Origin of the sequence: Allobosea sp. BH3 (assembly GCF_025499465.1) — a bacterium.
Taxonomy (GTDB): Bacteria; Pseudomonadota; Alphaproteobacteria; order Rhizobiales; family Beijerinckiaceae; genus Allobosea.
Genome location: NZ_JAIMCA010000001.1, coordinates 539,316 through 565,866, shown reverse-complemented (window position 1 = coordinate 565,866; position 26,551 = coordinate 539,316). Strand labels below are relative to the sequence as shown.

Annotated in this window: 24 protein-coding genes; 13 read left to right on the top strand and 11 right to left on the bottom strand. The window is 66.2% G+C overall.

The annotated features are described in order from the left end of the window. Positions 1-26 precede the first annotated feature (26 nt). The 4 genes from BoBH3_RS02730 (at position 27) to BoBH3_RS02715 (ending at position 3,432) form a co-directional block, all read left to right on the top strand. Complete coding sequence (locus BoBH3_RS02730; RefSeq protein ID WP_262329211.1) at positions 27-725, top strand: amino acid ABC transporter permease; 699 nt, start codon at positions 27-29, stop codon at positions 723-725. Positions 726-756: 31 nt separating this feature from the next. Continuing rightward, positions 757-1,425 carry a GntR family transcriptional regulator gene (locus tag BoBH3_RS02725; protein ID WP_262329210.1) on the top strand — a complete coding sequence of 223 codons (669 nt, stop codon included), beginning with the start codon at positions 757-759 and terminating at the stop codon, positions 1,423-1,425. After that, complete coding sequence (locus BoBH3_RS02720; protein WP_316045077.1) at positions 1,415-2,179, top strand: amino acid ABC transporter ATP-binding protein; 765 nt, start codon at positions 1,415-1,417, stop codon at positions 2,177-2,179. Before BoBH3_RS02725 ends, BoBH3_RS02720 begins: the two co-directional genes overlap by 11 nt. Positions 2,180-2,265: 86 nt before the next feature. Further along, positions 2,266-3,432 carry a mandelate racemase/muconate lactonizing enzyme family protein gene (locus tag BoBH3_RS02715; RefSeq protein WP_262329209.1) on the top strand — a complete coding sequence of 389 codons (1,167 nt, stop codon included), beginning with the start codon at positions 2,266-2,268 and terminating at the stop codon, positions 3,430-3,432. A 95-nt stretch (positions 3,433-3,527) separates the two neighbouring features. Here BoBH3_RS02715 and fabI read toward each other — a convergent pair whose 3' ends face one another. The 7 genes from fabI to BoBH3_RS02680 form a co-directional block, all read right to left on the bottom strand. After that, entirely contained in the window at positions 3,528-4,313 is a 786-nt protein-coding gene (fabI, locus tag BoBH3_RS02710) for an enoyl-ACP reductase FabI (RefSeq protein WP_262329208.1), read from the bottom strand. Positions 4,314-4,326: 13 nt separating this feature from the next. Next, positions 4,327-5,508 carry an acetate/propionate family kinase gene (locus BoBH3_RS02705; RefSeq protein WP_262329663.1) on the bottom strand — a complete coding sequence of 394 codons (1,182 nt, stop codon included), beginning with the start codon at positions 5,506-5,508 and terminating at the stop codon, positions 4,327-4,329. Between the two features lie 14 nt (positions 5,509-5,522). Beyond that, the gene (locus BoBH3_RS02700) at positions 5,523-6,500 is read right to left on the bottom strand and encodes a phosphate acetyltransferase (protein WP_262329207.1); all 978 of its coding nucleotides are present in this window, start codon (positions 6,498-6,500) and stop codon (positions 5,523-5,525) included. A 1-nt stretch (position 6,501) separates the two neighbouring features. After that, a complete protein-coding gene (locus BoBH3_RS02695; protein ID WP_262329206.1) occupies positions 6,502-8,706 on the bottom strand; it encodes a DUF3141 domain-containing protein in 2,205 nt (734 codons plus the stop codon). A 295-nt stretch (positions 8,707-9,001) separates the two neighbouring features. Further along, positions 9,002-9,373, bottom strand: a complete 372-nt coding sequence (locus BoBH3_RS02690; protein ID WP_262329205.1) for a SpoIIAA family protein — start codon at positions 9,371-9,373, stop codon at positions 9,002-9,004. Positions 9,374-9,416: 43 nt separating this feature from the next. Further along, the gene (locus BoBH3_RS02685) at positions 9,417-9,680 is read right to left on the bottom strand and encodes a hypothetical protein (protein ID WP_262329204.1); all 264 of its coding nucleotides are present in this window, start codon (positions 9,678-9,680) and stop codon (positions 9,417-9,419) included. A gap of 189 nt (positions 9,681-9,869) precedes the next feature. Further along, entirely contained in the window at positions 9,870-10,118 is a 249-nt protein-coding gene (locus BoBH3_RS02680; RefSeq protein WP_410050542.1) for a hypothetical protein, read from the bottom strand. Between the two features lie 202 nt (positions 10,119-10,320). Between BoBH3_RS02680 and BoBH3_RS02675 the strand changes: the two genes are divergently transcribed. Continuing rightward, positions 10,321-10,584, top strand: a complete 264-nt coding sequence (locus BoBH3_RS02675) for a DksA/TraR family C4-type zinc finger protein (protein WP_262329203.1) — start codon at positions 10,321-10,323, stop codon at positions 10,582-10,584. A gap of 592 nt (positions 10,585-11,176) precedes the next feature. On the opposite strand, the gene BoBH3_RS02670 is transcribed toward BoBH3_RS02675, so the two are convergent. Then, the gene (locus tag BoBH3_RS02670; RefSeq protein WP_262329202.1) at positions 11,177-12,112 is read right to left on the bottom strand and encodes a hydrogen peroxide-inducible genes activator; all 936 of its coding nucleotides are present in this window, start codon (positions 12,110-12,112) and stop codon (positions 11,177-11,179) included. A gap of 153 nt (positions 12,113-12,265) precedes the next feature. Here BoBH3_RS02670 and katG point away from each other — a divergent pair, with 153 nt between their 5' ends. Next, a complete protein-coding gene (gene katG, locus BoBH3_RS02665) occupies positions 12,266-14,446 on the top strand; it encodes a catalase/peroxidase HPI (protein ID WP_262329201.1) in 2,181 nt (726 codons plus the stop codon). 65 nt (positions 14,447-14,511) lie between these two features. Here katG and BoBH3_RS02660 read toward each other — a convergent pair whose 3' ends face one another. Then, positions 14,512-15,822, bottom strand: coding sequence for an aspartate aminotransferase family protein (locus tag BoBH3_RS02660; RefSeq protein ID WP_262329200.1), 1,311 nt, complete (start codon positions 15,820-15,822; stop codon positions 14,512-14,514). 87 nt (positions 15,823-15,909) lie between these two features. Here BoBH3_RS02660 and BoBH3_RS02655 point away from each other — a divergent pair, with 87 nt between their 5' ends. From BoBH3_RS02655 to BoBH3_RS02630, 6 genes are all read left to right on the top strand, one after another. Next, complete coding sequence (locus BoBH3_RS02655) at positions 15,910-16,842, top strand: LysR family transcriptional regulator (RefSeq protein ID WP_410050541.1); 933 nt, start codon at positions 15,910-15,912, stop codon at positions 16,840-16,842. Positions 16,843-17,139: 297 nt separating this feature from the next. Next, positions 17,140-17,811: an amino acid ABC transporter permease gene (locus BoBH3_RS02650; RefSeq protein WP_262329661.1), complete on the top strand. Its 672-nt coding sequence runs from the start codon at positions 17,140-17,142 to the stop codon at positions 17,809-17,811. A gap of 9 nt (positions 17,812-17,820) precedes the next feature. Next, entirely contained in the window at positions 17,821-18,471 is a 651-nt protein-coding gene (locus BoBH3_RS02645) for an amino acid ABC transporter permease (protein WP_262329198.1), read from the top strand. 45 nt (positions 18,472-18,516) lie between these two features. Then, positions 18,517-19,335, top strand: a complete 819-nt coding sequence (locus tag BoBH3_RS02640; RefSeq protein ID WP_262329197.1) for a transporter substrate-binding domain-containing protein — start codon at positions 18,517-18,519, stop codon at positions 19,333-19,335. Between the two features lie 70 nt (positions 19,336-19,405). After that, complete coding sequence (locus tag BoBH3_RS02635; RefSeq protein ID WP_262329196.1) at positions 19,406-20,539, top strand: AGE family epimerase/isomerase; 1,134 nt, start codon at positions 19,406-19,408, stop codon at positions 20,537-20,539. A 26-nt stretch (positions 20,540-20,565) separates the two neighbouring features. Then, the gene (locus BoBH3_RS02630) at positions 20,566-20,877 is read left to right on the top strand and encodes a DUF6522 family protein (protein ID WP_262329195.1); all 312 of its coding nucleotides are present in this window, start codon (positions 20,566-20,568) and stop codon (positions 20,875-20,877) included. A 10-nt stretch (positions 20,878-20,887) separates the two neighbouring features. Here the strand turns inward: BoBH3_RS02630 and BoBH3_RS02625 are convergent, their stop codons facing one another. Beyond that, positions 20,888-22,132 (bottom strand): Zn-dependent hydrolase, encoded by a 1,245-nt coding sequence (locus BoBH3_RS02625; protein ID WP_262329194.1) that lies wholly within the window; start codon positions 22,130-22,132, stop codon positions 20,888-20,890. Positions 22,133-22,172: 40 nt separating this feature from the next. Continuing rightward, positions 22,173-23,594: a M20 family metallopeptidase gene (locus BoBH3_RS02620; RefSeq protein WP_262329193.1), complete on the bottom strand. Its 1,422-nt coding sequence runs from the start codon at positions 23,592-23,594 to the stop codon at positions 22,173-22,175. A gap of 432 nt (positions 23,595-24,026) precedes the next feature. Here BoBH3_RS02620 and BoBH3_RS02615 point away from each other — a divergent pair, with 432 nt between their 5' ends. Continuing rightward, positions 24,027-26,426 carry a transketolase-like TK C-terminal-containing protein gene (locus BoBH3_RS02615; protein ID WP_262329192.1) on the top strand — a complete coding sequence of 800 codons (2,400 nt, stop codon included), beginning with the start codon at positions 24,027-24,029 and terminating at the stop codon, positions 26,424-26,426. The last annotated feature ends 125 nt before the right edge of the window (positions 26,427-26,551 follow it).

The window sequence follows — 26,551 nt, the reverse complement described above, 5'->3', positions numbered from 1 at the left end:
GACCTCCACAAACGCGGAAAGCCCGGATGCGCTTCGATCTCGACTACTTCCTCAGCCTGTTGTTCTCGACGCGCTTCTTCGAGCCTGTCGCCATCGTCATCGCCGTGGCCGCGACGGCCATGGTGATCGGCGTCCTGATCGGGACGATCGGCGGGATCGTCCTGAACTCACCGGTGCCGCTGCTGCAGAGGCTGGTGCGGCTCTATGTGACCACCATACGCGGCGTGCCGGTGCTGGTTCAGATCGTGTTCTGGTACAACGGCCTGCCGGCCCTCACCGGAGGTGCGATAAACCTGTCTGCCTATGCGGCCGGCATCATCGCGCTCGGCGTCAACGAAGGTGCCTACATGACCGAGATCGTTCGGTCGGGCATTCAGTCCGTCGACCGGGGCCAGCGTGAGGCGTCTCAGGCGCTCAGCCTGAGCTACCGATCCATGATGATGAAGGTCATCCTGCCCCAGGCGATCCGCATCGCGATCCCGCCGACGGGCAATCAGGCGGTGAACCTCCTCAAGAACACCTCGCTGCTCTTCACCATCGCGATCCCGGAAATCTTCGCCACCGGCACAAATCTGTTCAGCGCCAACTTCAAGTATTTCGAGGTCATTGCCGTGGTGGCTATCTGGTACCTGATCCTCGCCGTCGGCTACGGCTTTATCCAGCGTGCGCTCGAACGCCGTTTCGCCAAGGGTCGGCGTGATCTCTATGATCTGGCAGCGGCGTAAGCTGATCGCTTGGAACCGAAGAAAGCACGATATGATGAGCCTGACCGCACTCAAGCGACAGCCCGCGGAGCAACTGGCAACAGAGGCGCTGAAGGAGTCCATTCTCGCCGGAGAGCTGAAGCCCGGCGAGAGGCTGACTGAGGCGGCGCTGGCCGACCAGTTCGCCGTTTCGCGGGGGACGGTCCGGACCGCGCTGCACCAGCTCAGCCGCGATCGCCTCGTGGTTCTGACCCCCTATACGGGCTGGGCCGTCGCGACCATCGACCGGCAGGATCTCTGGGAGATCTACACTCTGCGAAGCAGCCTGGAACGGCTGGCGGCGAAACTGGCGACCGAGCGGATCAGCGATGAAGGCAGAGCGCGCCTGACGAGTGCGCGGGATGTGTTCTTTGCCGCCTGCGAGCGCGCAGACGTCGCTGCCGCGGTGGATCAGGACTTCGCGCTGCACCGGACCATCGTCGAGCTCTCGGGCAATCGCCGGCTGCTCGACCAGTATATGACGGTCGAGCAGCAGGTCCGGCTGTTCATCAACTCGACCTACGCGTCCGCGCCGAACCTGTCCGTCGCCATCAGCCATCACTCGCCGATCGTCGACGCGATCCTGGCCGGCGAGGGTGAAGCCGCGGCAGGGCACAGCGAACACCACGTCTTGAGCGAGGGCGAGCGCGTGCTCGCGATGGTGGCCACCGATGCAGGCTGAGACTGCCACGGCGATTCCGGGTGCAGAGGCGGTGATCGCGCTCGCCGGGTTAAACAAATGGTTCGGCGCCATGCACGTCCTCAAGGATGTGTCCCTGTCGGTCGGCAAGGGCGAGAAGGTCGTGATCTGCGGACCGTCCGGCTCGGGCAAATCGACCCTGATCCGCTGCATCAACGGGCTGGAGCCGCATCAGGGCGGGCAGATCAACGTCGAGGGCGTTCAGCTCGGCCCGAAGACGCTGTCCCAGGTGCGGCGGGAGGTCGGCATGGTGTTCCAGTCGTTCAACCTGTTCCCTCATCTGACCATCAAGGAAAACTGCATGCTGGCGCCGATGGAGGCGCGCGGCCTGTCGAAGAAGGATGCCGAGGAGCGCAGCATGGACTATCTGCGGCGCGTCCATATCGCCGAGCACGCGCACAAGTATCCGGCGCAGCTCTCGGGCGGGCAGCAGCAGCGCGCGGCAATCGCCCGGGCGCTGTGCATGCAACCGCGGATCATGCTCTTCGACGAGCCGACTTCGGCCCTTGATCCGGAAATGATCTCGGAAGTGCTCGATACGATGATCGAACTGGCGGCATCCGGCATGACCATGGTCTGCGTGACGCATGAGATGGGCTTCGCGCAGAAGGTCGCTGACCGGATGGTGTTCATGGATCAGGGCGCCATCGCGGAGGTCGGGCCGCCCCAGCAGCTGTTCCATTCGCCTTCGTCCGAGCGGCTCGCGCTGTTCCTGAAACGCATCCTCACCCAATGACATTTTCACATCCGGCGGAATGCCCGCGGCGCCCTGTGCAACGGCGCTGAGGGAGGGCTTTTGCCTCGAGCGGAAAGGACACCCCCTTGCTCACGATCGACAATATGCGCGTATTCAACATCCGCGGCGGCGGGCTGCACCCCGTGCTGGTCGAGCTTTCGACCAAGGACGGGCTCAAGGGCTATGGCGAGGCCGCCGTGGCCTATGGCCTCGGGGCGAACGCCGCGGCCGGCATGCTGAGCGACCTGGCGCACAAGGTCGTCGGTGCCGACGCCACCTTTCCGCGCAACATCTGGCATGAGATCTACGACAACTCGTTCTGGACCAAGGGCGGCGGCGCCATCGTCTTCGCAGCCCTCAGCGCCATCGACCAGGCGCTTTGGGACATCAAGGCGCAGTCCCTCGGCGTGCCGGTCTACGAGCTTTTCGGCGCCAAGTTCGAGCCCTCGCTCGAAGTCTATGCGAATGGCTGGAACAGCTCGCATGACGACGCGCTGGAATGGGCCAAGGCGGCGGAGCGCCCGCTGAAGGACGGCTATACCATCCTGAAGTGCTATCCGCTCGCGACGCGGCAGGAGGGCGGAACGCTGCGGCACGTCCAGCGCCGCGCGCTGAGCACCGAAGCGTTCAAGCGTGCGATCGAGCGCGTGCGCAATCTGCGCAAGGTCGTCGGCCCCGACATCGGACTGATGTTCGATCTCAGCGGCGGCCTGAACAACGATCAGTTGATCCGCTTCATGGATGTCTGCACCGAACTCGACGTCACCTGGGTCGAGGAGCCGCTCGACCCCTTCAACCTGCAGGGACTGCGCAATCTGGCGGGCCGCTGGCCGATCCCGATCGCCGCCGGAGAGCGGGTCTATACGCGGCAGGGCTTCCGCAACCTGCTGGAGACCGGCGGCGTCGACATCGTCATGCCCGATGTCGGCAATTGCGGCGGCATCTTCGAGGCCATCCAGATCGCGGCGATGGCTGAGAGCTACAATGCTCGCGTCTCGCCCCACAACTGCGCCAGCTCGCTTTGCACGGCCGCAACGGTGCAGGTCTGGGCCGCCTCCGCGATCGGTATGCCGCTGGAGACCTACCCGTACTTCCCCGATGCCAACGACTATGTGCAGGTGCTCGCCAACCCGCCGGAAAAGGCGGTCGTGAACGGCCGCCTCGCCGTCCCGACCGAGCCCGGGATCGGCGCGCAGATCGATGTCGAAGCGATCGCTCCGTTCCGCTGTTTTGATTTCCAGGCGGATGCATAATTCGCTTCTAAGCCCGCACGGCAATTCGGGCTGTGCGGGCACGAGATGCGCTCACTGCTGACATTGCAGCCTAATGGACGCCGCTCGCCCCGGGCTCAATCGATGATGTGATAGCCCCCATCGATATAAAGGACCTGGCCGGTCATGAGCCGGGCCGCATCATGCGCGAGAAACGCCGTCGCGGTGCCGACATCCTCGATCGAGACCAGCTCCCGCGCCGGCGCCTTTCGCTTGGCCTTGTCCAGCAGGGCATCGAACTCGGGGATTCCCGAGGCGGCGCGCGTCGCCAGGGGGCCGGGTGAGATCGCGTGTACACGAATGCCCTTCGGCCCCAGCTCGGCGGCCATGTAGCGGACGGCGGATTCGAGCGCGGCCTTCGCCACGCCCATGATGTTGTAGTTCTCCACCACCATCTGCGAGCCGTAATAAGTCATGGTGAAAAGCGTCCCGCCGTTCTTCATCAGGGGCTCGGCCAGCTGAGCCATCCGGATGAAGGACCAGCACGAGACCTCCATCGTCTTCAGGAAGCCTTCCAGCGGGGCGTCGACGACGCGGCCGGCCAGGGTGTCGCGCGGCGCGAAGGCAATGGAATGGATAACGAAATCGAGCTCGCCCCAGCTCTGCGCGATCCGCTCGAACACGGCTTCCATCTGCCCCGGTTGAACGACGTCCATAGGTAGCACGATCGGTGCTTCGAGCTCGCGGGCGAGCGGTTCGACATAGGGGCGCGCCTTCTCGTTGAGATAGGTCACGGCCAGTTCGGCGCCGAAGGCGCGGAAGGCGCGCGCGCAGCCCCAGGCGATCGAATGCTCGTTGGCGATCCCGACGATCAGGCCCTTCTTGCCTTCCAGCAATTTCGCTTTGACGGTTGGAATGGTCATTGGCGGCCTCGGCTCAGGGAGTGGCGGTGATCAGTCTCAGGGTATGGCCCGCGATCATCAATTCCTCGTCCGTCGGAACGACGTAGAGGCCGACCTGGCTGGCAGGCGTCGAGATCAGGAGCGAGCCGGCCTGGTTGGCTTCCGGATCGAGCTCCGCTCCCAGCCACGCCATGCGGCGAACGATCCGCTCCCGCAGTTCGGGGGCGTTCTCTCCAATGCCCGCGGTAAAGACCAAGGCGTCGAGCCCGCCGACCGCCGCCGCCAGCAAGCCGATATTGAGGGCGCAGCGATAGACGAAATGGTCGATCGCGAAGGCGGCGCGAGGATCCTTGCTCGCGAGCAGATCGCGCATGTCGTTTGAGATTCCGGACAGTCCCTTCAAGCCCGCCTCGTGATAGAGCAGCTTCGAGACGGCCTCCGCCGACATTCCCTTCTGCATGATCAGGTGCAGCACGACACCGGGGTCGAGCTGCCCGGGGCGCGTTCCCATCGGCAGGCCATCGAGCGCGGTGAAGCCCATCGTGCTCTCCATGCTCCGTCCGTTCAGCAAGGCGCACATCGAGGCGCCGCTTCCGAGATGGGCGATGATCACGCGGCCGGCGGCTCGTTCGGGCATCAGCTCGCGTAGACGCCCGGCGACAAATTCGTATGACAGCCCGTGGAAGCCGTAACGCCGTATGCCCTCGGCGTGAAAGGCCAGCGGAAGCGCATAGCAATCCGCCAGTTGCGGATGGTTGCGGTGGAAGGCCGTGTCGAAGCAGGCGATCTGGGGCACATCCGGGTTGATGTCCATCGCGAGCCGGATCGGCAGGAGATTGTTGGGTTGGTGCAATGGCGCCAGCTCGGCATAGGTCGCCAGCTTGTCGAGTAGCGCGTGGTCTATGACGGTCGGCGCGGCATAGTCTGGCCCGCCATGCACGACGCGGTGGCCGATCGCCAGGAGGCTGAACCCCTCCAGGCTGCGCAGCCAGTTTCGCGTCCTGTCGATCGCGGCCGGGAGGTCCGGCACCTCCTCGCGCTGGAAGGTCATCTCGATCAGGGGCGAGCCCTTGGCGTCGGAAGCGCGCAGGCGCGGCCGCTGCCCGATGCCGTCGAGCTGCCCGCGCACCTGGCGCGTCAACGTTCCCTGGAAGACGCTGAAGATCTGGAACTTCAGGCTCGACGAGCCAGCGTTCACCACGAGGATCGCATCCATCATGAATACAGGCCCTAGACCGCCGCCACCGAGGATGTCCCTCGCCGGGCGGCGGCGTAGAGCGCGGCCACGGCGCATGACGCCAGTCGCGTGCGCACCGAGTCGGCCCGCGATGTCAGCACGATCGGCACGCGCGCTCCCAGCACTATGCCGGCGGCGTCGGCATGCGAGAGGAAGGTCAGATTCTTGGCGAGCATGTTGCCGGCCTCGAGATCGGGGACGACCAGGATCTGCGCATGCCCCGCCACCGGCGACTCGATGCCCTTAATGGCCGCTGCTTCCGGCGATATGGCGTTGTCGAAGGCCAGCGGGCCATCGACCAGGGCACCGGTGATCTGGCCGCGATCGGCCATCTTGCAGAGCGCCGCGGCCTCCATCGTGGAAGGGATCTTGGTTGTCACGGTCTCGACGGCAGACAGGATCGCGACGCGCGGCACGCCGAGGCCGATGCCTGTCCAGAGATCGATGGCGTTCTGGACAATGTCCCGCTTGGCGTCGACGTCGGGGAAGATGTTGATCGCGGCATCCGTGATGAACAGCGTCTCGGCATGGCCGGGCACATCCATGATGAAGACATGGCTGATGCGCCTCTCCGTGCGCAGCCCGGTCGCGGAGGCGGCGACCTCCCGCATCAGCTCGTCGGTATGCAGGCTGCCCTTCATCAGCAGTTCGCCGCGCCCTTCCCGAATGAGTTTCACGGCCTGGGCTGCCGCGGCATGGCTGTGGGGCGCATCGACGATCTCGATGCCGTCCAGATCCAGCCCCTCGGCCTTGGCGACTTCCAGGATCCTGGACCGCGGCCCCACCAGAATCGGCGTGATCAGGCCCTCATCGCGCGCCTCGAGCGCGCCGCGCAGGGAGGTCGCATCACAGGGGTGCGCGACGATCGTCACGGCCGGCGCGTCGCTCCGGGCCGCCGCGATCAGCCTTTCGTATTTGGAGCCCGGCTGCCCGGGGCCTGCAGTGGATGACCTGTCGTCGGCCGCGTGCATGCTAGGCCCTCTGCCGTGTGACGATGCGCAACTTTCCGGGCGGATTCGAGCCCACCGGCGCAGCAAGCTCGAACAGGCGTCGGATTTCGTCGAGACGACCCGCCGGGTCCCCCGACAGCGGACCGCGTGCCGTCGCGACCTGTTGAACGAGCTCGAATGCGGCGGTGCGTTCCTCCTGATCCGGGGGTAGCAGGCCGGGAAGCGTCCTCAGCGCCTCTTCCTGGTCGATCAGCAGCATGAAGAACTGTTCGCGCGCCAGCGACTTGAACTCGCTCAGCGTCAGGCGGCGAGCGGAATCGCCCTGCTCGCGAAGCCGCCGGATCGCCTCGAAACTGCGTTCATCCGCGCTTTCCCGCGCCATGCCGACATAAAGAAGTGCCCTGACGCTGGCGTGGAGCACGCCCCCTGCCGCCATGCCGGCGCGCAATTCGTCGATCCGCTTCGCCAGCAGTTCGGCGTGCAGCCGGCTCTTCGGGGCGCTGCGAGGGCGACGCTCCGAACTCGTGTCGATGCCGACGGCCGATTGCAGCAAGGGCGCGCCGTAGATGCTGCGGAACGCCTGCTCGGACATCTGCTCGACCAGCTGGCGCCAGTTGTCGAGGGCATTGACGATCTGCGCGGAGGCAGCTTCCTGGGCGTTCAGAAAGACGTTGTCGCCGGCCACGGGCTGACGTTTCTGGCGAACCCCGGACACGGCGGCGTCCAGCCAGGACAGGAACGGGTTCTTCGGCCCGAACATCTCGTATTGCAGGCGCAGCGGATGCATGGCCTGCATCGCCTTTGCGACGACCGGGTTAGCGGTCGCCTTGATCCATGGCTGGACGAGCGCGCGGTAGAGCGACAGGTTGATCTCGGAGACACGGGCGGCGGTCGCGAAGCGGCGTTCGTCGTCGAGGTCGTTGCCGCCAAGCGCGCGGATGTCGTCGAGCGTCCGCGCCTCGCAGCGCATCACCCATTCGCCGGTGACCAGATCAGGATTGGCGTCGGCTCCGGCTTTGGGCTCGAAGACCGCCTCGTAGAGCCCCGGCGGCAGGACGTCGATGAAGTCGATGTTGGAGGCGAACTCGTCATGTTCCTTCCGCGCGACCCCGGCCGAGACGAAGATGCCGAGATGCCCGATCTTGTCGTGAATGGCGTAGACGATCGTCTGCCCGTAGGAGCGAATCTCGTCGACGCTGCCATAGAGGTCGAGGATCCAGTCCAGCGCCTGTTGCGGCGGGGTGATGTTGTCGCCCTTCGAGCAGAACACCACGATCGGCGAGCGGATATTGCGGAGGTCGATGGCCGTGCCGTCGGAGGCCCTGATCTCGCCGCAGGCCAGGCGGTTGCCGATGAAGAGCTCGTCGACGATGAACTGGATTTCCTCCGCGTTCAGCGTGACATGCCCGCCCCACCATTTCTCGAAGCCGAGATAGCGCTCCAACTCCGTGTCGATCTTCGAATACAGGTTGTATTGCTTGCTCCAGAGCGTATTGGCCGGGTTCTGGTTCTCGAAGTTCTGGACGAGCCACGCGCCGTCGAAGGTTCCCGCGCCGAGATCGCTCGTCAGGGCGGTCAGCCAGCTCCCGCCCAGCAGGCCGCCGGTGTACCGCATCGGGTTCTGGCCTTTGACGCCGGCCCAGTAGGACAAGGGCGAGCCGGCGAGGATGATCGGCCCGAAGAGTTCCGGCCTGAGCGCGGCCAGGATCATGACGGCCCAGCCCGCCTGGCAGTTTCCGATGACGCAGGGCTTGCCGTCCGCCTCCGGATGCCGCGCAATGACCATTTCCAGGAAGGTCGCCTCGGCAAGAGCCACATGTTCGATGGTCTGCCCGGCAACCGCGTCAGGCAGGAAACCGACGAAATAGCAGGGATGTCCGGCCTTCATGGCCACACCGATCTCGCTGTCGGCCTTGAAGCCGCCGATGCCTGGCCCGTGGCCGGCGCGCGGATCGACGACGACGAAGGGGCGCCTGGTTGGATCGATGAGCATGCCTTGAGGCGGCACGATCCGCACCAGGACATAATTGACCGGCTTGGGTAGGCCGCGCCCGTCGCAGATCAGCTCGGCCTCATAGTCGAGCACATGCGGGGCTGGCTGAGAGACGTGCTCCTCGTACTGGATGGCGCGCTGCCTCAAAGCGTCCAACATCAGGACGAGACGCTGCCCGGCATCGGTTGCATAGGCGAGTGCGTCGGCGAAGGCATCGGTGGGATCTTTGGCCATGGCCGCACTCCGAACCGCTTCAGGTTGGATTTGATGTTCGACGTCGCTGCGGGGGATCCTGCGATCCATCAGACACGATGCTTGAGCGCAGCCCAAAGCCGCGTCGCTGTTCATTCGCCGCCCAGCGCGCGTTTCCCCGTCGCGTGGTGCTGCCTCTGTCGGGCATCTCCACCGCATACGCGGACCACACCACCACAACGAGCGGTTTCGGCGTATTGTCCTTAGGGACAGGTTGCGGCGGCAAAAATGCCTTCAAGCCGCATCGCTCTCGAAGTCATCGCACCCGCGAAAATCCCTAGGCCGGCTCTCCCTTCAGCCAGGCCAGCGCGTGGTCCTTCTCGCCTGACGGAAATCGTCGGATATCGGCCGCGACAAAGTGCTTCGCGACATGAGGCGCGAGCTTCAGGATTTCGCTGTCCGAAACGACGGCGACCCGCGCCACCTTGTCATGGTGGCCCATCACGAATTTGAGATGGGAGATCAGGGCACCGACATCCTCCCAGCCCGGAAAGGCAGCCGCATCGAGCATCACGCCTTTGAGCGAGCCTTTCGCCGAGATGTGGGGATCGACGATGCCGGAGAGCCGTTCGAAGTCCGCCTTCTCAAGGGGGCCGTGAGGCGCCAGCGTTACGATTCCCTCGTCTTCAAGAAGATTGATCTGCAGCATTGTTGCTCCCTCTGCTGTGGCGGTCAGTGCGAGCGACGCCGACCTATTTCGGGAGGCATTCGACGTTGTATGCGACGATGATATCCTTGGGGCCGGCAGTGCCGATGAGCTTGAGTTCGTCGAGAGCGCTTTTGAGCCGCGTTCCGGCGTCCTTCAGGCTGCCCTCCAGCTTCGCCTTCGCCGACTGGCATCTGTCCTCGCTGGTAAATTCCTGAAAGATCACGGTCGGCAGCAGCCGCCATTCGGCCCGGTCGCTCGTGGCGATCGGACTGACGGAGTATGAGAAGACGTACATCAGCACCCACATGGGACAACCTCCTATAAGTGCCGGAACGGGAGGCGGAGAGACCGATCCGCGCTTCAACGCCAACCCAGCCAGCATTCGGCGCCTAGAAGCGAGGGGGCACCCCAGTTCGCGAAAATCGCTCCTGGCCGCCATGCGGCCGCGCAGCTTTCGACGTTTCGTCAGGACCGGCCAGTGCGGAACGCCATCGCGTCAGCGGCGGCCGGCGCGGTTGACCGGGCCACCTCGGTTCATGGGCGTTCCGGGGCGCACTCCGACGCCCGGCGCCCCGACACCCGGGGTCGCGACCGCACGCGCGACAGGCCGAGGGTGCAGCACCACACCCGGTCGCGCGATACAGCCGACCGGATAGCCGACATATTGGCAGTAGACGACGGCTTGAACATCGCCCGTGCCTGCCATGCTCATCGCAGTAGCAAGGGACGCCAACAGGAGCTTCATTTTCTCCTCCGTCGAACACGTCTTCGCCCGCAACTTCTCGGTGAAGTGCAAGGCCGCTGGCCAAGCCTGCCTCGCGCTCACGGATCGCTTCGGCAGATGACGCCTGAAGAGGGGCGCTGCGCTACTGTTCTTGAGGACAGTATGCAGCAGCTGGCGGAGCTGGCGGCGAGACCCCATCTTCCGAGTCGTGAAGAGGTGCCTCATGGCCAGTGGCTGGGCTCCGGACGGAGCTGTCCAAGATCAGATCGACGACTCGATAACGGATGCCGTCAGGCTCGCCCGCGCACGGCTGCCGACCGGTCCGGGCGGGGTCCATTGCAATGACTGCGGTGAAGAGATTCCGGAAGCCCGCCGGCGAGCCATGCCGGGCGCGCGCCTCTGCGTGCATTGCCAGGCCGGCCATGATCGCCCTGCCGCTGCGAGTAGCTATAATCGACGGGGCAGCAAGGACAGCCAACTCCGCTGACCACGGCTACAGCGGGGTGGAGAGGGAACGACCCGCCTCCCAACGGAGCGCTCCCTCTCCGCGTGCGACCAGCGCTCGCCCCGCTCCGAGTGCCACGTTGCGCGGGCCCATTCCGGAGTGAGGAACCCCGCTTAGGCCGTTCCGGCTCATCGGGCGGTGGCGCCGAGGTTACGAGAGCGTTAGGTTGGCAGGAACGGGCGGGATCGCGGTCCGGCAGCACAGTTGGCGCCGCATCGACGAGGATGCCGATGACGGCCCGATCCAAGCGACCCGCAGCGGCGTCATCGCTTCGATATCTACGAGGCCGGTCTTCTCGTCAGAACACCAGCGGCTGGTGCGAATAATCGGCTATGGCCCAGGCGAGCCCCGCCGTGGAGACCATCAGCACCGCGATGAACACTGCCTCGAACATGACGCAACCGGCACAGGGTTAAGTTTCTGGGCCTGAATTAACTAAAACTTTACCGAACGGCAACGGCTTGCCCGGGTCCTGGCATGTGGACAACCGGTCAATGCTGCTGATCGATCGGCGCTGGGCCGTTCCCGCGGGTCGGTGGCTCGGCCTTCATGACGGCCAGCGGGCCGAACGCGTTCAGCCCTGGTCCGGCGATCCAGTCTCGCGGCTCTGCCACCGGCCTCGGGCTGATGCACCCACCACGTCCGCGACCTGGAGAAGCTGCTTGGCGAGGGGGCTCGTCTTGCGCCAGACCATGCCGATGGTCCTGGATGGCTCGGGCTCCTCGAAGCGGGCGATGCAGACCGCAGCGGAGCGGGTCTCGATCGGGAGCGCCATTTCCGGCAGCAGCGTGACGCCCATGCCGGCATTGACCATCTGGACGAGGGTGGAGAGCGAGCTTGCGTCCAGCATGTCGCGCGGCTGGACGGTGCGCGTGCTGCCGTTGCAGAACGACAGCGCCTGCTCGCGGAAGCAGTGTCCTTCCTCCAGCAGCAGCAGCTTCATCTCGCGGAGCGCCTCTCGGCTCGGCACCGGCTTGCCCGCGTCCTCCTGCGGCCGGACGAGGACGAAGTTTTCCGTGAACAGCGGGACCTCGGTCAGGGCGGGTTCGGAAACGGGCAGGGCGATGATCGCGAGGTCGAGCCGGCCCTCGTGCAATTCCTGGAGCAGTTTCGGCGTCTGCGTCTCACGGACATGGATGTCGACCCCGTCATAGAGGCGGCTCAAGGTGCCGATCAGCTCCGGCAGCAGATAGGGCGCGACGGTGGGAATGACACCGATGCGCAGCCGCCCGACCCGTCCGTCGCGTGAGGCGCGTGCGTAATCCTCCAGCTCCTCGATGGAGCGCACGATGCCGCCGATCCGCTGCGCGACCTCCTCGCCGAAGCCCGTCAGCCGGACCTGGCGCCCGCCGCGCTCGAAGAGATCGCCGCCGAGCTCTTCCTCGAAGGCCTTGATCTGCATCGACAAGGCCGGCTGGGAGATCGCGCAGGCCTCCGCCGCGCGCCCGAAATGACCGTGCCGGGCCAGCGCCTCGAAGTAGCGGAGCTGCTTCAGTGTCAGGTTTGTCATAATTCCAGCTTATCGAGCCAATCAGAAAATCGGAATTAATATAATGAAATCTCTTTGGTAAGAGTCGCGCCAGGAGGGGGACGAGCCGACGACCGCCATTGCGTGGCCGATCCCCTGACGTCGGAAACAGCCTGATCAGGATCGGAGACAGTCATGAACGCGAAGACCGAGGAGAGCGCGGGCAAGTGCCCCGTCGCCCATGGCGGCGGCCCCCGGCAGAACCGCGACTGGTGGCCGAGCCAGCTGCCTGTCGAGCTCCTGAATCAGCATTCCTCGAAGTCCGATCCGCTGGGCCAGGCTTTCGACTACCGCAAGGAGTTCGGGAAGCTCGACTACCAGGCGCTGAAGAACGACCTGCGCAAGCTGATGACCGACTCGCAGGACTGGTGGCCGGCCGATTTCGGCCATTACGGCCCGCAGATGATCCGCATGGCCTGGCACTCGGCCGGCACCTATCGCTTGGCCGACGGCCGAGGCGGCGGCGGCCGCGGGCAGCAGCGCTTCGCCCCGCTCAACAGCTGGCCGGACAACGTCAACATCGACAAGTCGCGCCGCCTGCTCTGGCCGATCAAGCAGAAATACGGTCAGCAGATCTCCTGGGCCGACCTGTTCATCCTCACCGGCAACGTCGCGCTGGAGACCATGGGCTTCCGCACCTTCGGCTTCGCGGCCGGCCGCGCGGACAGCTGGGAGCCCGACAATGATGTGAGCTGGGGTTCGGAGACCGGCTGGCTGACGCATCGCCCGCTCGACAAGTTCGACGCGCCGCTCAGCGCCACCGAGATGGGCCTGATCTACGTCAACCCGGAAGGTCCGGGCAGCAACGGCGATCCGATCTCCGCGGCGCATTTCATCCGCGAGACCTTCGGCCGCATGGCGATGGACGACGAAGAGACGGTGGCGCTGATCGCAGGCGGCCACACCTTCGGCAAGACCCATGGCGCGGCGCCCGAATCCCACAAGGGCGCGGACCCGGAAGCGGCGGAGCTGGAGGCGCAGGGCCTCGGCTGGGCCTCCAATTTCGGCACAGGCCATGGCGGGGACGCTGTCGGCAGCGGCCTGGAGGTGACCTGGACGCAGACCCCGGCGCAGTGGAGCAACTTCTTCTTCGAGAACCTGTTCAAGTATGAATGGGTGCAGACCCGCAGCCCCGGCGGCGCCATCCAGTGGGAGGCCAAGGACGCCGAGGACGTGATCCCGGATGCGCATAACCCCGCCAAGAAGCACAAGCCGACGATGCTGACGACGGATCTGTCGCTGCGTCTCGACCCGGCCTATGAGAAGATCTCACGCCGCTTCCTCGAAAATCCGCAGGCCTTCGCCGAAGCCTTCGCTCGCGCCTGGTTCAAGCTGACGCATCGCGATCTCGGCCCGCGCTCGCGCTATCTCGGCCCGGAAGTGCCGAAGGAAGAGCTGATCTGGCAGGACGTGGTGCCGGCGGTCGACCATGACCTGATCGACGCGGCGGATGCGGCTGCCCTCAAGGCGAAGATCGTCGCTTCGGGGCTCTCCGTCTCCGAACTCGTCGGGACGGCCTGGGCCTCTGCCTCGACCTTCCGCGGTGGCGACAAGCGCGGCGGCGCCAATGGTGCGCGCATTCGCCTTGCACCCCAGAAGGACTGGCAGGCCAACCAGCCGGCGCAGCTCGCCAGGGTGATCGAGGTGCTGGAGGGCATCCGCCGCCAGTTCAACAAGGAAGCGGACGGCGACAAGAAGGTCTCGCTCGCGGACCTGATCGTGCTCGCCGGCAATGCCGGCGTCGAGCAGGCGGCGAAGGCTGCCGGCCATGATGTGACGGTGCCGTTCTCGGCAGGCCGTACCGACGCCAAGCAGGAGCAGACCGACGTCGCCTCCTTCAAGTGGCTGGAGCCCGTTGTCGACGGCTTCCGCAACTACCAGCAGGCGGGCTCGAAGGTGCATGCCGAGGTGGCGCTGATCGACAAGGCGCAGCTGCTCAGCCTTACGGCGCCGGAACTGACGGTGCTGATCGGGGGCCTGCGCGCCATCGACATCAATGTCGACGGCTCGAAGCACGGCATCCTCACCCAGCGGCCGGGCGCGCTGACGAACGACTTCTTCGTCAACCTGCTCGACATGGGCACGCAGTGGAAGGCGATCTCCGAGGCCAAGGATGTCTATGAGGGCACCGATCGCAAGACCGGGGTCGCGAAGTGGACCGGCACCCGCGCCGACCTCGTCTTCGGCTCGAACTCGATCCTGCGCGCGCTCGCCGAGGTCTATGCCAGCGCCGACGCCAAGGAGAAGTTCGTGAAGGACTTCGTCGCGGCCTGGACGAAGGTGATGAACCTCGACCGCTTCGACCTGCAGGGCTGATCCTCAAATGAGAAAGCCGGCCGCTACCTAAGAAGGTGGCGGCCGGCCTTTTTTTGTCTGCTCGCTCAGTGCCGGCTGGAGGCGTAGTCGATCGCTTCCGACATGATCTTCAGGCCGGTGTCGATCTCGGCGTCCGAGACGGTCAGCGGCGGGGCGATGCGGAAGACGCCGCCCATGCCCGGTAGCTTGACGATGTTCATGCTCAAGCCCCGGCGCATGGCCTCTTCCATAACCTGCGCGCCCAGCTCGAAGCCCGGTGCCTTGGTCTGGCGGTCGGTGACGATCTCGAGGCCGAGCAGCAGGCCGCGGCCGCGCACGTCGCCGACGCATTCGTATTTCTGCTGCAGCGAGATGAGGCCCTGCTTCAGCCGCTCGCCGCTCTTGACCGCCTGCTCGACCAGATTGTCGCGCGCGACCACGTCGAGCACCGTCACGCCGACGGCGGCCGGCAGCGGATCGGAGACATGGGTGGTGTAGAACAGGTAGCCCTTCTCATGGGCCTTCTCCTCGATCTCGGCCGAGGCCATCACGGCGGCGAGCGGCAGGCCGGCACCGAGCGTCTTCGACAGCGTCATGATGTCGGGCGTGACGCCGTCGCGCTGGAAGGCGAACATGTCCCCGGTGCGGGCAATGCCCGTCTGCGCCTCGTCGAGGATCAGCAGCATGCCGCGCTCCTCGCATTTGCGCTTCAGCGCCGCGAGATAGCCCAGCGGCAGCTCCAGGATGCCGCCGCTCGATAGGATCGGCTCGGCGATGAAGGCGGCGAGATTGCCGGTCGACTGCCGGTCGACCAGCTCGAAGGCGTCGTCGAGCTCGGCCTGCCAGTCGTTGGAGCCGTCGGGCTTGGTGAAGCGCGGGCGGTAGGAGTTCGGTGCGGGGATGACGAAGGAGCCCGCGGCGGCAGGGCCGTAGCCGCGCCGGCCGGCGCTGTAGGTCGCGGAGGCTGCGCCGCCGGTCATGCCGTGCCAGCTCTGCGCGAAGGCGACGATCTCATGCCCGCCGGTGACGAGCTTCGCCATGCGGATGGCGGCCTCGTTGGATTCGCCGCCGGTGGAGAGCAGCTGCACGCGGTCGAGGCCCGGCGCCAGCGCGGCGAGGCGCTCGGCCAGTTCGACGACCGGGCGCGAGAGCATGCCGCTGAAGAGATGGGCGACGGAGCCCATCTGCCGGTCCACGGTCGAAACGATGTCGGGATGGGTGTGGCCGAGCACGCAGCTCATCTGGCCCGAGGTGAAATCGAGGATGCCGCGGCCATCGGCGTCGTAGACGAAGCTGCCCTCGGCCCGCTCGACGATGATCGTCTCGAAGGCGGGCCCATAGCGCGTCAGGTGCTTGTTGGCGGAAGCCCAGAAGGTGGGATCGGCGTTGAGCGACATCGGGATCCTCCAGAACGGCCCGATGAGCGCCTTGCAGTTTTCGGGCCGAGGCTGCAACGGCTAGCGACGCTTGCCCATCAAGGCAAATTGATATTCCTTCAATCGGATATTGATTGGATTGATGGCGTGCGACAACTTCTCGATCTCGCTTTGCTCAGGAATTTCGCGGTGGTCGCGCGTTCGGGCTCGATCAGCCTCGCCTCGCTGCAGGTCGGGCGGACGCAGTCGGCGCTGAGCATGCAGATGCAGCGGCTCGAGGAGGCGCTGGGCCAGGCGCTGCTGCATCGCAGCGGCTCGGGGGTGCGGCTGACCGTGGCGGGCGAAAAGCTGCTCGCCCATGCCGAGTCGCTCTTGGCGCGGCATGACGAGATCCTGGCCGATATGGGCGGGGCGGGTCTCAAGGGCTCGGTCAGCCTCGGTTGCCCCGAGGATTATTCCATCGCCTTCCTGCCCGATCTGCTGCGGGGCTTCCTGGCGGCACATCCGGACGTCGAACTGCGCATGGTCTGCGCGCCCTCGTCCGAGCTGCGGCCGCTGCTGCACCGGCGGCAGATCGACATGGCGCTGGTCTCGGTGCCTGACCCGGAGGGCAACGAAGTGATCCGGCGGGAGAGCTTCGTCTGGGTCGCGAGCGAGCCGGAGCCAGCGATTCTCGCGCAGGACAGCCTGCCTCTGGCCCTTTCGGCGCCGGTGACGCTCGACTATCGCGCGGCCTGCGACGCGATGGAGGCGGTCAACCGGCGCTACCGGGTCGCCTTCGCCAGCAACAGCCTCGCCGGGCTGATCGCCATCGCCCGCTCCGGCCACGCCATCAGCGTGCTGACCCGAATGGCGGTTCCGCCCGATCTTCACATCGTCGCGGCCGGGCTGCCGACCCTGCCGACGATCGGCATCGCGCTCGAATTTGCGGAACTCAAGCCCTCGTCGGCGGCGAAGGCGCTGGGGAGCCACATCCGCGCCGTGCTGCCCACGCTGCGCTCGGAGCGCGCAGGGGCAGAGGCTGTTCTGCCGGGGCTTTAGGAGCAGTTGCATCCGGTGCGCGGCGGTGTTGCGAGCAACTGTCTCCCATCGCAGCGAAATGCCTCTGAAAAATGCATTTTCGCATCGAACCCGGCATCGCAGAGCCATTTGCGCCGCCTTCAGAATGATTCGTTCATGCTGCGCGCGCGTCAAATGCGCCCAAGGGGTTGCTGTCAGGCCAATTGTCGTGTTCTAGCGGCGGGAACGAGAAGCCGGGGCATGCCGGACGGGTGGCACGTATCGGAGAAGGCGCATGACGGGCGGTTCCGCCTCGGCCGCCCGCGACAGGCAGGCCGGATGAATTACGAGTTCGATTTCGCGGATGTCTTCGCCGCCTGGCCGGAGCTGCTGCAGGGCCTCGTCAATACGCTGGTGCTCTCGGCGCTGGCGATGGCGATCGGCATGGTGCTTTCGATCGCGGGCGCCCTCGGCAAGACCTCCGGGCCGAAATGGCTGCGCTGGATCATCGACGAGTATATCGAGCTGATCCGCAACACGCCCTTTCTCATCCAGATCTTCGTCATCTATTTCGGCCTGCCGGCGACGGGGTTGCGGATGTCCTCCGACGCCGCTGCTTTGCTGGCGCTGGTCGTGAACGTCGTCGCCTATGGCATCGAGATCATCCGCGCCGGCATCGAGAGCATCCAGAAGGGGCAGATCGAGGCGGGCAAGGCGCTCGGCCTGAGGCCCCTGCAGATCTTCCGCCTGATCATCCTGAAGCCCGCGATCCAGGCGATCTATCCGTCGCTGACCAGCCAGTTCATCCTGCTGATGCTGAACACCAGCGTCTGCTCGGCGATCGCTGCGAGCGAGCTGACCGCGGTGGCGGGCGACATCCAGTCGCGCACCTTCCGCAGCTTCGAGGTCTATTTCGTCGTCACCTGCATGTATCTCGCCCTCTCCGTCTTCTTCTGGACGGTCTTCGCAGCCATCGAGCGCACCTTCCTGCGCAAGGCACCGAGCCGGTAGGAGGAACAGATGCGCGCACTCGGATCGAGCGATCTCCTCTTCATCATCATGGCGGCGCGCTGGACGCTGCTGCTCTCGCTCGTCGCCTTCATCGGCGGGTCGATCGGCGGCGTTCTGGTGGCGCTTGCCCGCACCAGCGAGTTCAAGTGGCTGCGGCTGGCGGCCACCGGCTACATCAAGCTCTTCCAGGGCACGCCGCTGCTGATGCAGCTCTTCCTCGCCTTCTTCGTGCCGGGGTTGTTCGGCTGGTCGGTCGATCCCTGGACCGCGGCGGCGCTCGGCCTGTCGCTCCATGCCAGCGCCTTCCTCGGCGAGATCTGGCGGGGTTCCATCGAGGTGGTGCCGCGCGGGCAATGGGAGGCTGCGACAGCGCTCGGACTGCGCTTCTGGCCGAAGATGGCGCTCGTCATCGCGCCGCAGGCGATCAAGCTCGCGATCCCGCCGACGATCGGCTTCCTGGTGCAGCTCATCAAGGGCACCTCGCTCGCCTCGATCATCGGCTTCGTGGAGCTGACGCGTGCCGCGCAGGTGATCAACAACGCCACCTTCCGGCCCTTCACGATCTTCGCGCTGGTCGCGCTGGTCTACTATGTCATCTGTCGGCCGCTCTCGGCCTACAGCAAAAGGATGGAGCAGAAGCTCCTCGTCGCCGCCCGATAGCGCGGAACGACGCAACACCGGCCTGTCTTCAGAGGAGAACGTCTCATGTCCCTGTTCAAGTCGATCTGCCGGCGCGGCCTTGGCGCGCTTGTTTTCGGCGGCCTTGCCGCCGCATCGCTCGCCCCTGCCCAGGCCGCCACGCCCGAAGAGATCAAGGCCAAAGGCAAGATCACGGTCGGCGTCATGACCGATTTCCCGCCCTTCGGCGGCACCGATGCGCAGCAGCAGCCGGCCGGCTACGACGCCGACGTGGCGAAGCTGCTTGCCAAGGCGCTCGGCGTGCAGCTCGAGCTCGTGCCGGTGACCGGCCCGAACCGCATCCCGTATCTGCTCACCAACAAGATCGACGCGCTGATCGCGACCTTCGGCATCACGGCCGAGCGCTCCAAGCAGGTGCTGTTCTCAAACCCCTACAGCGCGATCACGATCTACCTGCTGGCGCCCAAGAGTGCGGCGGTCAAGGCACCGGAGGATATGAAGTCGCTGTCGGGGATCAGCGTCGCCCGCGCCTCGACGCAGGACACTGCGCTGACAGCCGTCGCGCCGGCCGGCACGCCGCTGAAGCGCTATGATGACGACGCCACCGCCCTGCAGGCGCTGATTTCCGGCCAGGTCCAGGCCATCGGCGCGAGCAACGTCGTTCTCGCCCAGCTGACCAAGGACTACCCGCAGCTCAACCTGGAGCCGAAGCTGACGCTGCGCGAGCAGGCGAACGGCATCGCCTTCCGCAAGTCCGACACGGCGCTGGCGGAGTACGTCAACAAGTTCATCGCCGATATCGAGAAGAGCGGCGATCTGTCGAAGATCAACCAGGCCTGGTTCGGCATCCCGCTGACCAAGCTGCCGCCCATGCCGCAGTTCTGAGCCTGACGAAACCGATGCGCCCGGCTTTCCAGCCGGGCGTATTTGCATTTGCCCGATATGGTTTTGCCTGATGCTCGATCTTACGCCTGCGGGTTTGAGACGCTGGACCGATGAGACGCTGATCCCGGCCTGGATCGAGCGGGCCGTCGAGCGCAAGGCGGGTGGCTATGTCGAGGAATTCCGGACGGACGGCAGCGCCGTCCCGGCGCCCGATCGCAGCGCGCTCGCCACGGCACGGCTCGCCTATACCTTTGCTCATGCGGGGCGCCTGAGCGGAAGCGAAGCGGCGCTGTATGCCGCGCGGCACGGCTTCTCGCTGCTGCTCAAGACCCACGAGATCAACGGCTTCGTGCCGAAGCGCTTCCGTCCTGACGGCTCGGCGAGCGTGCCGCGGCGGGATCTCTACGACCTCGCCTTCGTGCTCTTTGCCAGCGCGCATTACCACGCCGCGACCGGCGAGAAGGCCGCGCTCCAGCTCGCCGATGCGACGATGGACCTGATCGAGCGCGATCTCGCCCATCCGGCCGGCGGCTATGCCGAGGATGATCTCGGCGCGCTGCCGCGCCGGCAGAACCCGCATATGCATCTGCTCGAGGCTTTCCACGCGCTCGCGGACGTGACCGGCGGGGAGCGCTGGATCGATGCGGCGGATCGGATCGTGCGGCTTTCTGCCGAGCGATTCATCGATGGCAACGGGACGCTCGGCGAGTTCTTCGACGGGGCGTGGCAACCGGTCGCCGGGGCTCCCGGCCGGCTGCGCGAACCCGGCCACCAGTTCGAATGGGTCTGGCTGCTGCATCATCATCACCGCCTGACCGGATGGGCGAAGGCTGTCGATCTGGCGGAAGGGCTCTATCGCTTCGGCCTGTCGAAGGGCCTCGATGCGCGGCCCGGGCATCCGCCGCTCGTGCTCGACGGGATCGAGGTCGATGGCACGGTGGTGCAGCCGACCAAGCTCCTCTGGCCGCAGACCGAGTTCATCAAGGCGCTTGGTGCGCGGCTCGAATTCCTCGGCGACGCCGAGGCCGGCGCGCTGCTGCAGCGCCATGTCGAGCTACTCTTCGGGCACTTCGTCGATGTGCCGTCCGGGCACTGGCACAACCAGCTTGGGCCGGACGGTCAGCCGCTGCCGATAGCGCTGCCCTCCCGCGTCCTCTATCATCTCTTCCTGTGTCTGGCGGAGACGCTGCGGGTCCGCCCTTAGATCGCCGCGTAGGCGGGACATCGGGAATGGTACAAGAGCAAGCCGATCCGGCCGGGTTCCCGGTCCAGCGCGATGTTGGCGGGAGCTTCATCATCGACGCCGACAGGATCGCTGCGCGCTTCGGCTGGTCGGCCGGGGAATGGCGCGACATGCAACGGCGCGGCCTTGTCACCAGCCGCGTCGAGCGCGGCGAGGGCGAGGATCAAGGACGCTGGCGGCTCTCGGTGATCTGCGGCAATCGGCTCTGGCTTGCGGTGGTGTCGGATGACGGCGCGCTGATCGATGAGCGGGTCGATTTCGTGCCGGCCCAGCCGCCGCGTAGCGCCGGCCGGAGCTGAGCGCGCCGGCTTACCGATCCGCCCGCGCGACCACGGCCCGCAGCAGCACGTTGAGGCCGGGCTCCAGATCCTCGCGCGTGCAGAGTTCGTTGTTGTTGTGGGTGATGCCGTCCTTGCAGGGCGCGAAGATCATTGCGCTTGGCGTGTGGCGGGCGAGGAAATAGGCATCGTGGCCAGCCTGGCTCAGGATATCGCGCGTGCGATAGCCGAGGCCGAGGGACGTGTCGCGGACGAGCCCGATCATCGCCTCGTCGAAGACCTTGCCGCCCCAGCGCCAGGTGTCGAGAATCTCGACGCTGCAATTGGCCCGCGCCGCTGCCTCATGCGCCGCGCGCAGCATCCGCTCGGCCATCACGGCGGCGGCTTCCGGGTCCGCATGGCGGACATCGCAGGTGGCCTGCGCCCAGTCGGCGATGATGCCGGGCTTGTTCGGCCAGGCGACGAGCCTTGCCGCCGTCGCCTTGCCGCCCGTGCCGGCGAATTGCCAGCCGAGATCGTCGACCGCGGTCAGCAGCCGCGCGCCGGCGGCGAGCGCGTTGCGGCGCTTCTCCATCGGCCAGGGGCCGGTATGGGCCGTCTCGCCGCGGAACTCGACGATCATGCCCGTGCTGGCATAGCCGCCCGTGACGACGCCGACCTCGAAGCCCTCGCGGTCGAGCATCGGCCCCTGCTCGATATGGAACTCGAAATAGGCGTCGAGCTGGGGCGGGGCGGCCTGCGCCTCCCCGGCGTAGCCAATGCGCTCCAGCTCCTCGCCCATCGAGATGCCGTCGTCGTCGCGGCGCTCGCGCGCCCAGTCGAGCGTGTAGACGCCGGTGAAGCAGCCGGCGCCGACCATCGGGGGCGAGAAGCGGGCGCCCTCCTCATTGGTCCAGTTGACCAGCTCGAGCGGGCGGCGCGTGCGGTGGCCGAGCGCATCGAGCGTGCGGATCACCTCGAGCCCGCCGAGCACGCCGGCGATGCCATCGAAGCGCCCGCCATTGATCTGCGTGTCGAGATGGCTGCCCATCACCACCGGCGGCAGGCTGTCGTCCATGCCGGGGCGCCGGGCGAAGATGTTGCCGATGGCGTCGACGCGCAAGGCGAGGCCGGCCTCCTTGCACCAGCCGACGAAGATATCCCGCATCGCCTTGTCGGCATCGCCGAGCGCGAGCCGCGAGAGACCGCCGGGGCGCCCGGCCCCGATCTCGGCGGAGCGCTCGATCGTCGTCCAGAAGCGCTCGATGTCGATGCGGGCGGAGGCGGGCAGGGGCATCGGCGGATCCTCTTGGCGGCGGTCGAAGGACGTGTCGTGATCAGTGCGCTGCCATGTCGAGCGGGGGCTCGACATCGTCGGTGATCGGATTGGCGAAGGGGTTGCGGGCGCGGAACGCCGCGAATTCGTCCTTGGCCGCCTTGAGCAGAGCGGGGTCGCCGAGCACATCCGAGGCGACACCCGCCATGGCCTTGGCCGCGAGCGCCAGACCCTTATGCGCCGCCGGAGCCAGCCCCTGCGCGACAAGCTGCCAGGAATGGCCGGGGGTGCCGACCGCATAGCACGCGGTGCGGCACTGGACCGTGGGCACGACCCAGCTCACCGTGCCGACATCGGTCGAGCCGACGGAGGTGTCGTTGCCGGCGCCGAGCGGATAGATCTCGTCGCTCAGCGCCTCGCCCGGCTTTGGCGTCAGGTCGAAGCGGCCATAGGCGGCGGCGATATCCTGCGGGCTCAGCGTCTTCTGGAATTTCGCGGCGAATTCGTGGTCCGCGGCGTCGAAGCCCGGGCCGCCGAGCGCCTGCAGATTGGCGTGCATGGCTTCTTCGAGCGGGCGATTGGCGACGAGGTTGGCGTCGCCCGAGAGCTGCCTGACAGAAACCGTCGTCTCGCTCATCAGCGCCGCGCCCTCGGCGATCTTCTTCACGCGGGCGACGAGGTCCCACATCTCGCTGAGCGTGGCGGCGCGGATCAGCTGGCGCGTGGTGGCCGTGGCCTGCACGACATTGGGAGCGATGCCGCCGGCATTGATGATCGCGTAATGCACGCGCGCCGTCGAAGGCATGTGCTCGCGCATGTAATTGACGCCGATATGCATCAGCTCGACGGCGTCGAGCGCCGAACGGCCGAGATGAGGCGCGGCGGCGGCATGCGAGGCGCGGCCGTTGAAGGTGTATTCGATCTCGACGCAGGCCAGCGAGAAGGCCCGGTTGACGCCGCTGAACGAGGCCGGGTGCCAGCACAGCGCGATGTCGACATCGTCGAAGGCGCCGGCCCGGACCATGAAGCCCTTGGCCGAGCCGCCTTCCTCGGCGGGGCAGCCGTAATAGCGCACGCGGCCCTTGATTCCGTTGGCGGCGAGATAATCCTTCACGGCCGTAGCGGCCAGAAGCGAGGCGGAGCCCAGCATGTTGTGGCCGCAGCCATGGCCGTTGCCGCCTTTCGCGACCGGGCTCTCGGACGCGACGCCTGCCTCCTGGCTCAATCCCGGCAGCGCGTCGTATTCGCCCATGATCGCGATGACCGGGCCGCCTTCGCCGGCCTCGCCGATCACGGCGGTGGGCAGGCCGGCGATGCCGGTCTCGACGCGGAAGCCCTCGCTTTCCAGCATGGCGCGGTGCTCGGCGGCGGAGCGAACCTCCTGATAGTTCAGCTCGGGCGTGTGCCAGATGCGGTCCGACAGCGCGAAATAGGCCGGGCTCTTCTCGTCGATGAGGCGCCAGACCTCCTTGCTGTTGCTCATGGGAAGGCTCCTCCTGCTCGGCTCGTTCGGCCCGATTCCGTGCTGGGTTTCTGGCATGGGGCGGTGGTCGCTCACAAGCGGGGTGCGCGGGGGAGCCGCTTGTCATCCCGTGCGCGTTGCAGCGGGTAACGCTGCTGCGCAGACACGGATCGTACGACGAGAAGGCGCCTTTTTCTGCAGACGGTCCCGTGTCAGCGCAGCGGCATTCCATGCCGCAGCGCGCACGGGATGACACCCTGCATTCACGCGCCGCTTCTCAGCGTTATCAATTCCAACGAGAGAACTCCTGGACTATTTGGTGGTTTCGCGCACCTTGACGAAGTTCCATAGCGGAAACCGCCAAAGCAGGGCGCGTGGTCGCGAAAATTTGGTTCGTCCTGCCAAGGCGTCCAGTGCATGATCTGCCGTACTGGGGAGTACGGACAAAACATCATGACAACGACAGATCCGCGCCTGCCGTTTCTCGCCGAGCTGGAAAGAAAAATCCTCTGGCTCGCTTCATGGACGATCCACAACGCCAACCATATCCGCCCGAGCGATGACGGCATGAAGGTCGGCGGGCATCAGGCCTCGTCCGCGTCCCTCGCCACGATCATGACCGCTCTCTACATGGCCGCGCTGAAGCCGCAGGACCGGGTGGCGGTGAAGCCGCATGCCTCGCCGATCTTCCACGCCATCAACTACCTGATGGGGTTGCAGACGCGCGAGAAGCTGGAGAATTTCCGCGGCTACAAGGGCGCGCAGAGCTACCCCTCCCGCACCAAGGACATCGACGACGTCGATTTCTCGACCGGCTCGGTGGGGCTGGGCGTCGCGCAGACGCTCTTCTCCTCGCTGACGCAGGATTATGTGAAGGCGCATGGCTGGGCGAAGGACCGCCCGGAAGGGCGCATGGTCTCGTTGATCGGCGATGCCGAGCTCGACGAGGGCAATATCTTCGAGGCCCTGATGGAGGGCTGGAAGCACGGCGTTCGCAACACCTGGTGGGTGATCGACTACAACCGCCAATCGCTCGACGCAGTGATCCGCGAAGGGCTCTACGACCGCTTCGAGACGATGTTCCGCAATTTCGGCTGGGATGTCGTGACGCTGAAATACGGCTCGCTGCAGCAGGCCGCGTTCAAGGAGAAGGGCGGCGAGCGGCTGAAAGCCTGGATCGATTCCTGCCCGAACCAACTCTATTCGGCGCTGACCTTCCAGGGCGGTGCGGCGTGGCGCAAGCGCCTCATGGACGATCTCGGCGACCAGGGGCCGGTGACGAAGCTGATCGAGAGCCGTTCCGACGCCGAGCTTTCGAAGCTGATGTGCAATCTCGGCGGCCACGACCTGCCGTCGCTGCTGGAGGCCTTCGAGTCGATCGACCACGACCGGCCGGTCTGCTTCCTCGCCTATACGGTGAAGGGCTTCGGCCTGCCGCTCGCCGGCCACAAGGACAACCATGCCGGGCTGATGACCAAGGAGCAGCTCGACGGCTTCCGCAAGGCGAACGGCATCCGCGCCGGGCATGAGTGGGATCTGTTCGAGGGGTTGGGCATGGGCGAGGGCGAACTGCGCGCCTTCCTCGATACCGTGCCGTTCTTCGCGCAGGGGCGCCGCCGCCTCAGCGCCGCGAAGCTACCTGTCCCGGCCAAGCTCGAAGCCGGCATCCAGGCGACGATGTCGACGCAGATGGGCTTCGGCAAGGTTCTGGACGAACTCGCCAAGGCCGGCGGGCCCCTCGCCGACCGCATCGTGACGACGGCGCCGGACGTCACCGTCTCGACCAATCTCGGGCCATGGGTGAACCGGCGCGGTCTTTTCGCGCGTGCCTCGATGGCCGACACGTTCAAGGACGAGCGCATCCCTTCTATGCAGAAATGGGAGTTCTCCCCGCAGGGGCAGCATATCGAACTCGGCATCGCCGAGATGAACCTGTTCATCAATCTTTCGGCGCTCGGCCTCTCGCATTCGATCTTCGGCGAACGGCTGATCCCGATCGGCACGCTCTACGACCCCTTCATCTCGCGCGGGCTCGATGCGCTGAACTATGCCTGCTACCAGGATGCGCGCTTCATGGTGGTGGCGACGCCGTCCGGCGTGACGCTGGCTCCCGAGGGCGGCGCGCATCAGTCGATCGCGACGCCGCTGATCGGCATGAGCCAGGACGGGCTCTGCGCCTTCGAGCCGGCCTTCGTCGACGAACTCGCGGTGATGATGCGCTGGTCCTTCGACTACATGCAGCGCGACGGCGAAGGCGACCCGGACGAGCGGACGTGGCTGCGCGACGAGACGGGCGGCTCGGTCTATCTGCGCCTCTCGACCCGGCAGGTCGAGCAGCCGAACCGCGCCATGACGCCGGAGCTGGAGCGCGACATCATCGACGGCGCCTATTGGCTCAGGAAGCCCGGCCCGAACGCCTCTGTGGTCATCGCCTATACGGGCGCAGTCGCAGCCGAGGCGATCGAGGCTGTGGGGCTATTGGGGGAGGACCGGCGCGATGTCGGGCTGCTCGCCATCACCTCGGCCGACCGGCTCAATGCCGGCTGGCAGGCGGCGGAGCGGGCGCGCCAGCGCGGCAACCATCAGGCTACGAGCCATATCGAACGGCTGCTCGGCGATCTCTCGCGCGATTGCGGCATCGTGTCGGTGCTGGACGGGCATCCGGCGACGCTGGCCTGGCTCGGCAGCGTGCATGGCCACCGGCAGAAGGCGCTCGGCGTCGAGCATTTCGGCCAGACCGGCACGGTGGCCGATCTCTACCGCCATTTCGGGATCGACGCGAATGCGATCGTTCACGCCGCGAATGCTGCGTCACCCGGGCGGCCGGTGCGTTATCTGAAGGCTTTGCCGTAGTCGGAGGTGTCATCCCGCAGGCGCTGCGGCCGTTGTGCCGCTGCGGGATCGCATGACGAGAAGGCGCCTTTCTGGAGCACGGTCCCGTGTCTGCGCAGCAGCGTTTCACGCTGCGGCGCGCACGG

Excerpts from the sequence above, each read along its gene's own strand:
- BoBH3_RS02730 (WP_262329211.1), top strand. The coding sequence starts at position 27 with ATGCGCTTCGATCTCGACTACTTCCTCAGCCTGTTGTTCTCGACGCGC.
- BoBH3_RS02725 (WP_262329210.1), top strand. The coding sequence starts at position 757 with ATGATGAGCCTGACCGCACTCAAGCGACAGCCCGCGGAGCAACTGGCA.
- BoBH3_RS02720 (WP_316045077.1), top strand. The coding sequence starts at position 1,415 with ATGCAGGCTGAGACTGCCACGGCGATTCCGGGTGCAGAGGCGGTGATC.
- fabI (WP_262329208.1), bottom strand. The coding sequence starts at position 4,313 with ATGACCATTCCAACCGTCAAAGCGAAATTGCTGGAAGGCAAGAAGGGC.
- BoBH3_RS02705 (WP_262329663.1), bottom strand. The coding sequence starts at position 5,508 with ATGGATGCGATCCTCGTGGTGAACGCTGGCTCGTCGAGCCTGAAGTTC.
- BoBH3_RS02700 (WP_262329207.1), bottom strand. The coding sequence starts at position 6,500 with ATGCACGCGGCCGACGACAGGTCATCCACTGCAGGCCCCGGGCAGCCG.
- BoBH3_RS02695 (WP_262329206.1), bottom strand. The coding sequence starts at position 8,706 with ATGGCCAAAGATCCCACCGATGCCTTCGCCGACGCACTCGCCTATGCA.
- BoBH3_RS02690 (WP_262329205.1), bottom strand. The coding sequence starts at position 9,373 with ATGCTGCAGATCAATCTTCTTGAAGACGAGGGAATCGTAACGCTGGCG.
- BoBH3_RS02685 (WP_262329204.1), bottom strand. The coding sequence starts at position 9,680 with ATGTGGGTGCTGATGTACGTCTTCTCATACTCCGTCAGTCCGATCGCC.
- BoBH3_RS02680 (WP_410050542.1), bottom strand. The coding sequence starts at position 10,118 with ATGAAGCTCCTGTTGGCGTCCCTTGCTACTGCGATGAGCATGGCAGGC.
- BoBH3_RS02675 (WP_262329203.1), top strand. The coding sequence starts at position 10,321 with ATGGCCAGTGGCTGGGCTCCGGACGGAGCTGTCCAAGATCAGATCGAC.
- BoBH3_RS02670 (WP_262329202.1), bottom strand. The coding sequence starts at position 12,112 with ATGACAAACCTGACACTGAAGCAGCTCCGCTACTTCGAGGCGCTGGCC.
- katG (WP_262329201.1), top strand. The coding sequence starts at position 12,266 with ATGAACGCGAAGACCGAGGAGAGCGCGGGCAAGTGCCCCGTCGCCCAT.
- BoBH3_RS02660 (WP_262329200.1), bottom strand. The coding sequence starts at position 15,822 with ATGTCGCTCAACGCCGATCCCACCTTCTGGGCTTCCGCCAACAAGCAC.
- BoBH3_RS02650 (WP_262329661.1), top strand. The coding sequence starts at position 17,140 with ATGAATTACGAGTTCGATTTCGCGGATGTCTTCGCCGCCTGGCCGGAG.
- BoBH3_RS02645 (WP_262329198.1), top strand. The coding sequence starts at position 17,821 with ATGCGCGCACTCGGATCGAGCGATCTCCTCTTCATCATCATGGCGGCG.
- BoBH3_RS02640 (WP_262329197.1), top strand. The coding sequence starts at position 18,517 with ATGTCCCTGTTCAAGTCGATCTGCCGGCGCGGCCTTGGCGCGCTTGTT.
- BoBH3_RS02635 (WP_262329196.1), top strand. The coding sequence starts at position 19,406 with ATGCTCGATCTTACGCCTGCGGGTTTGAGACGCTGGACCGATGAGACG.
- BoBH3_RS02630 (WP_262329195.1), top strand. The coding sequence starts at position 20,566 with ATGGTACAAGAGCAAGCCGATCCGGCCGGGTTCCCGGTCCAGCGCGAT.
- BoBH3_RS02625 (WP_262329194.1), bottom strand. The coding sequence starts at position 22,132 with ATGCCCCTGCCCGCCTCCGCCCGCATCGACATCGAGCGCTTCTGGACG.
- BoBH3_RS02620 (WP_262329193.1), bottom strand. The coding sequence starts at position 23,594 with ATGAGCAACAGCAAGGAGGTCTGGCGCCTCATCGACGAGAAGAGCCCG.
- BoBH3_RS02615 (WP_262329192.1), top strand. The coding sequence starts at position 24,027 with ATGACAACGACAGATCCGCGCCTGCCGTTTCTCGCCGAGCTGGAAAGA.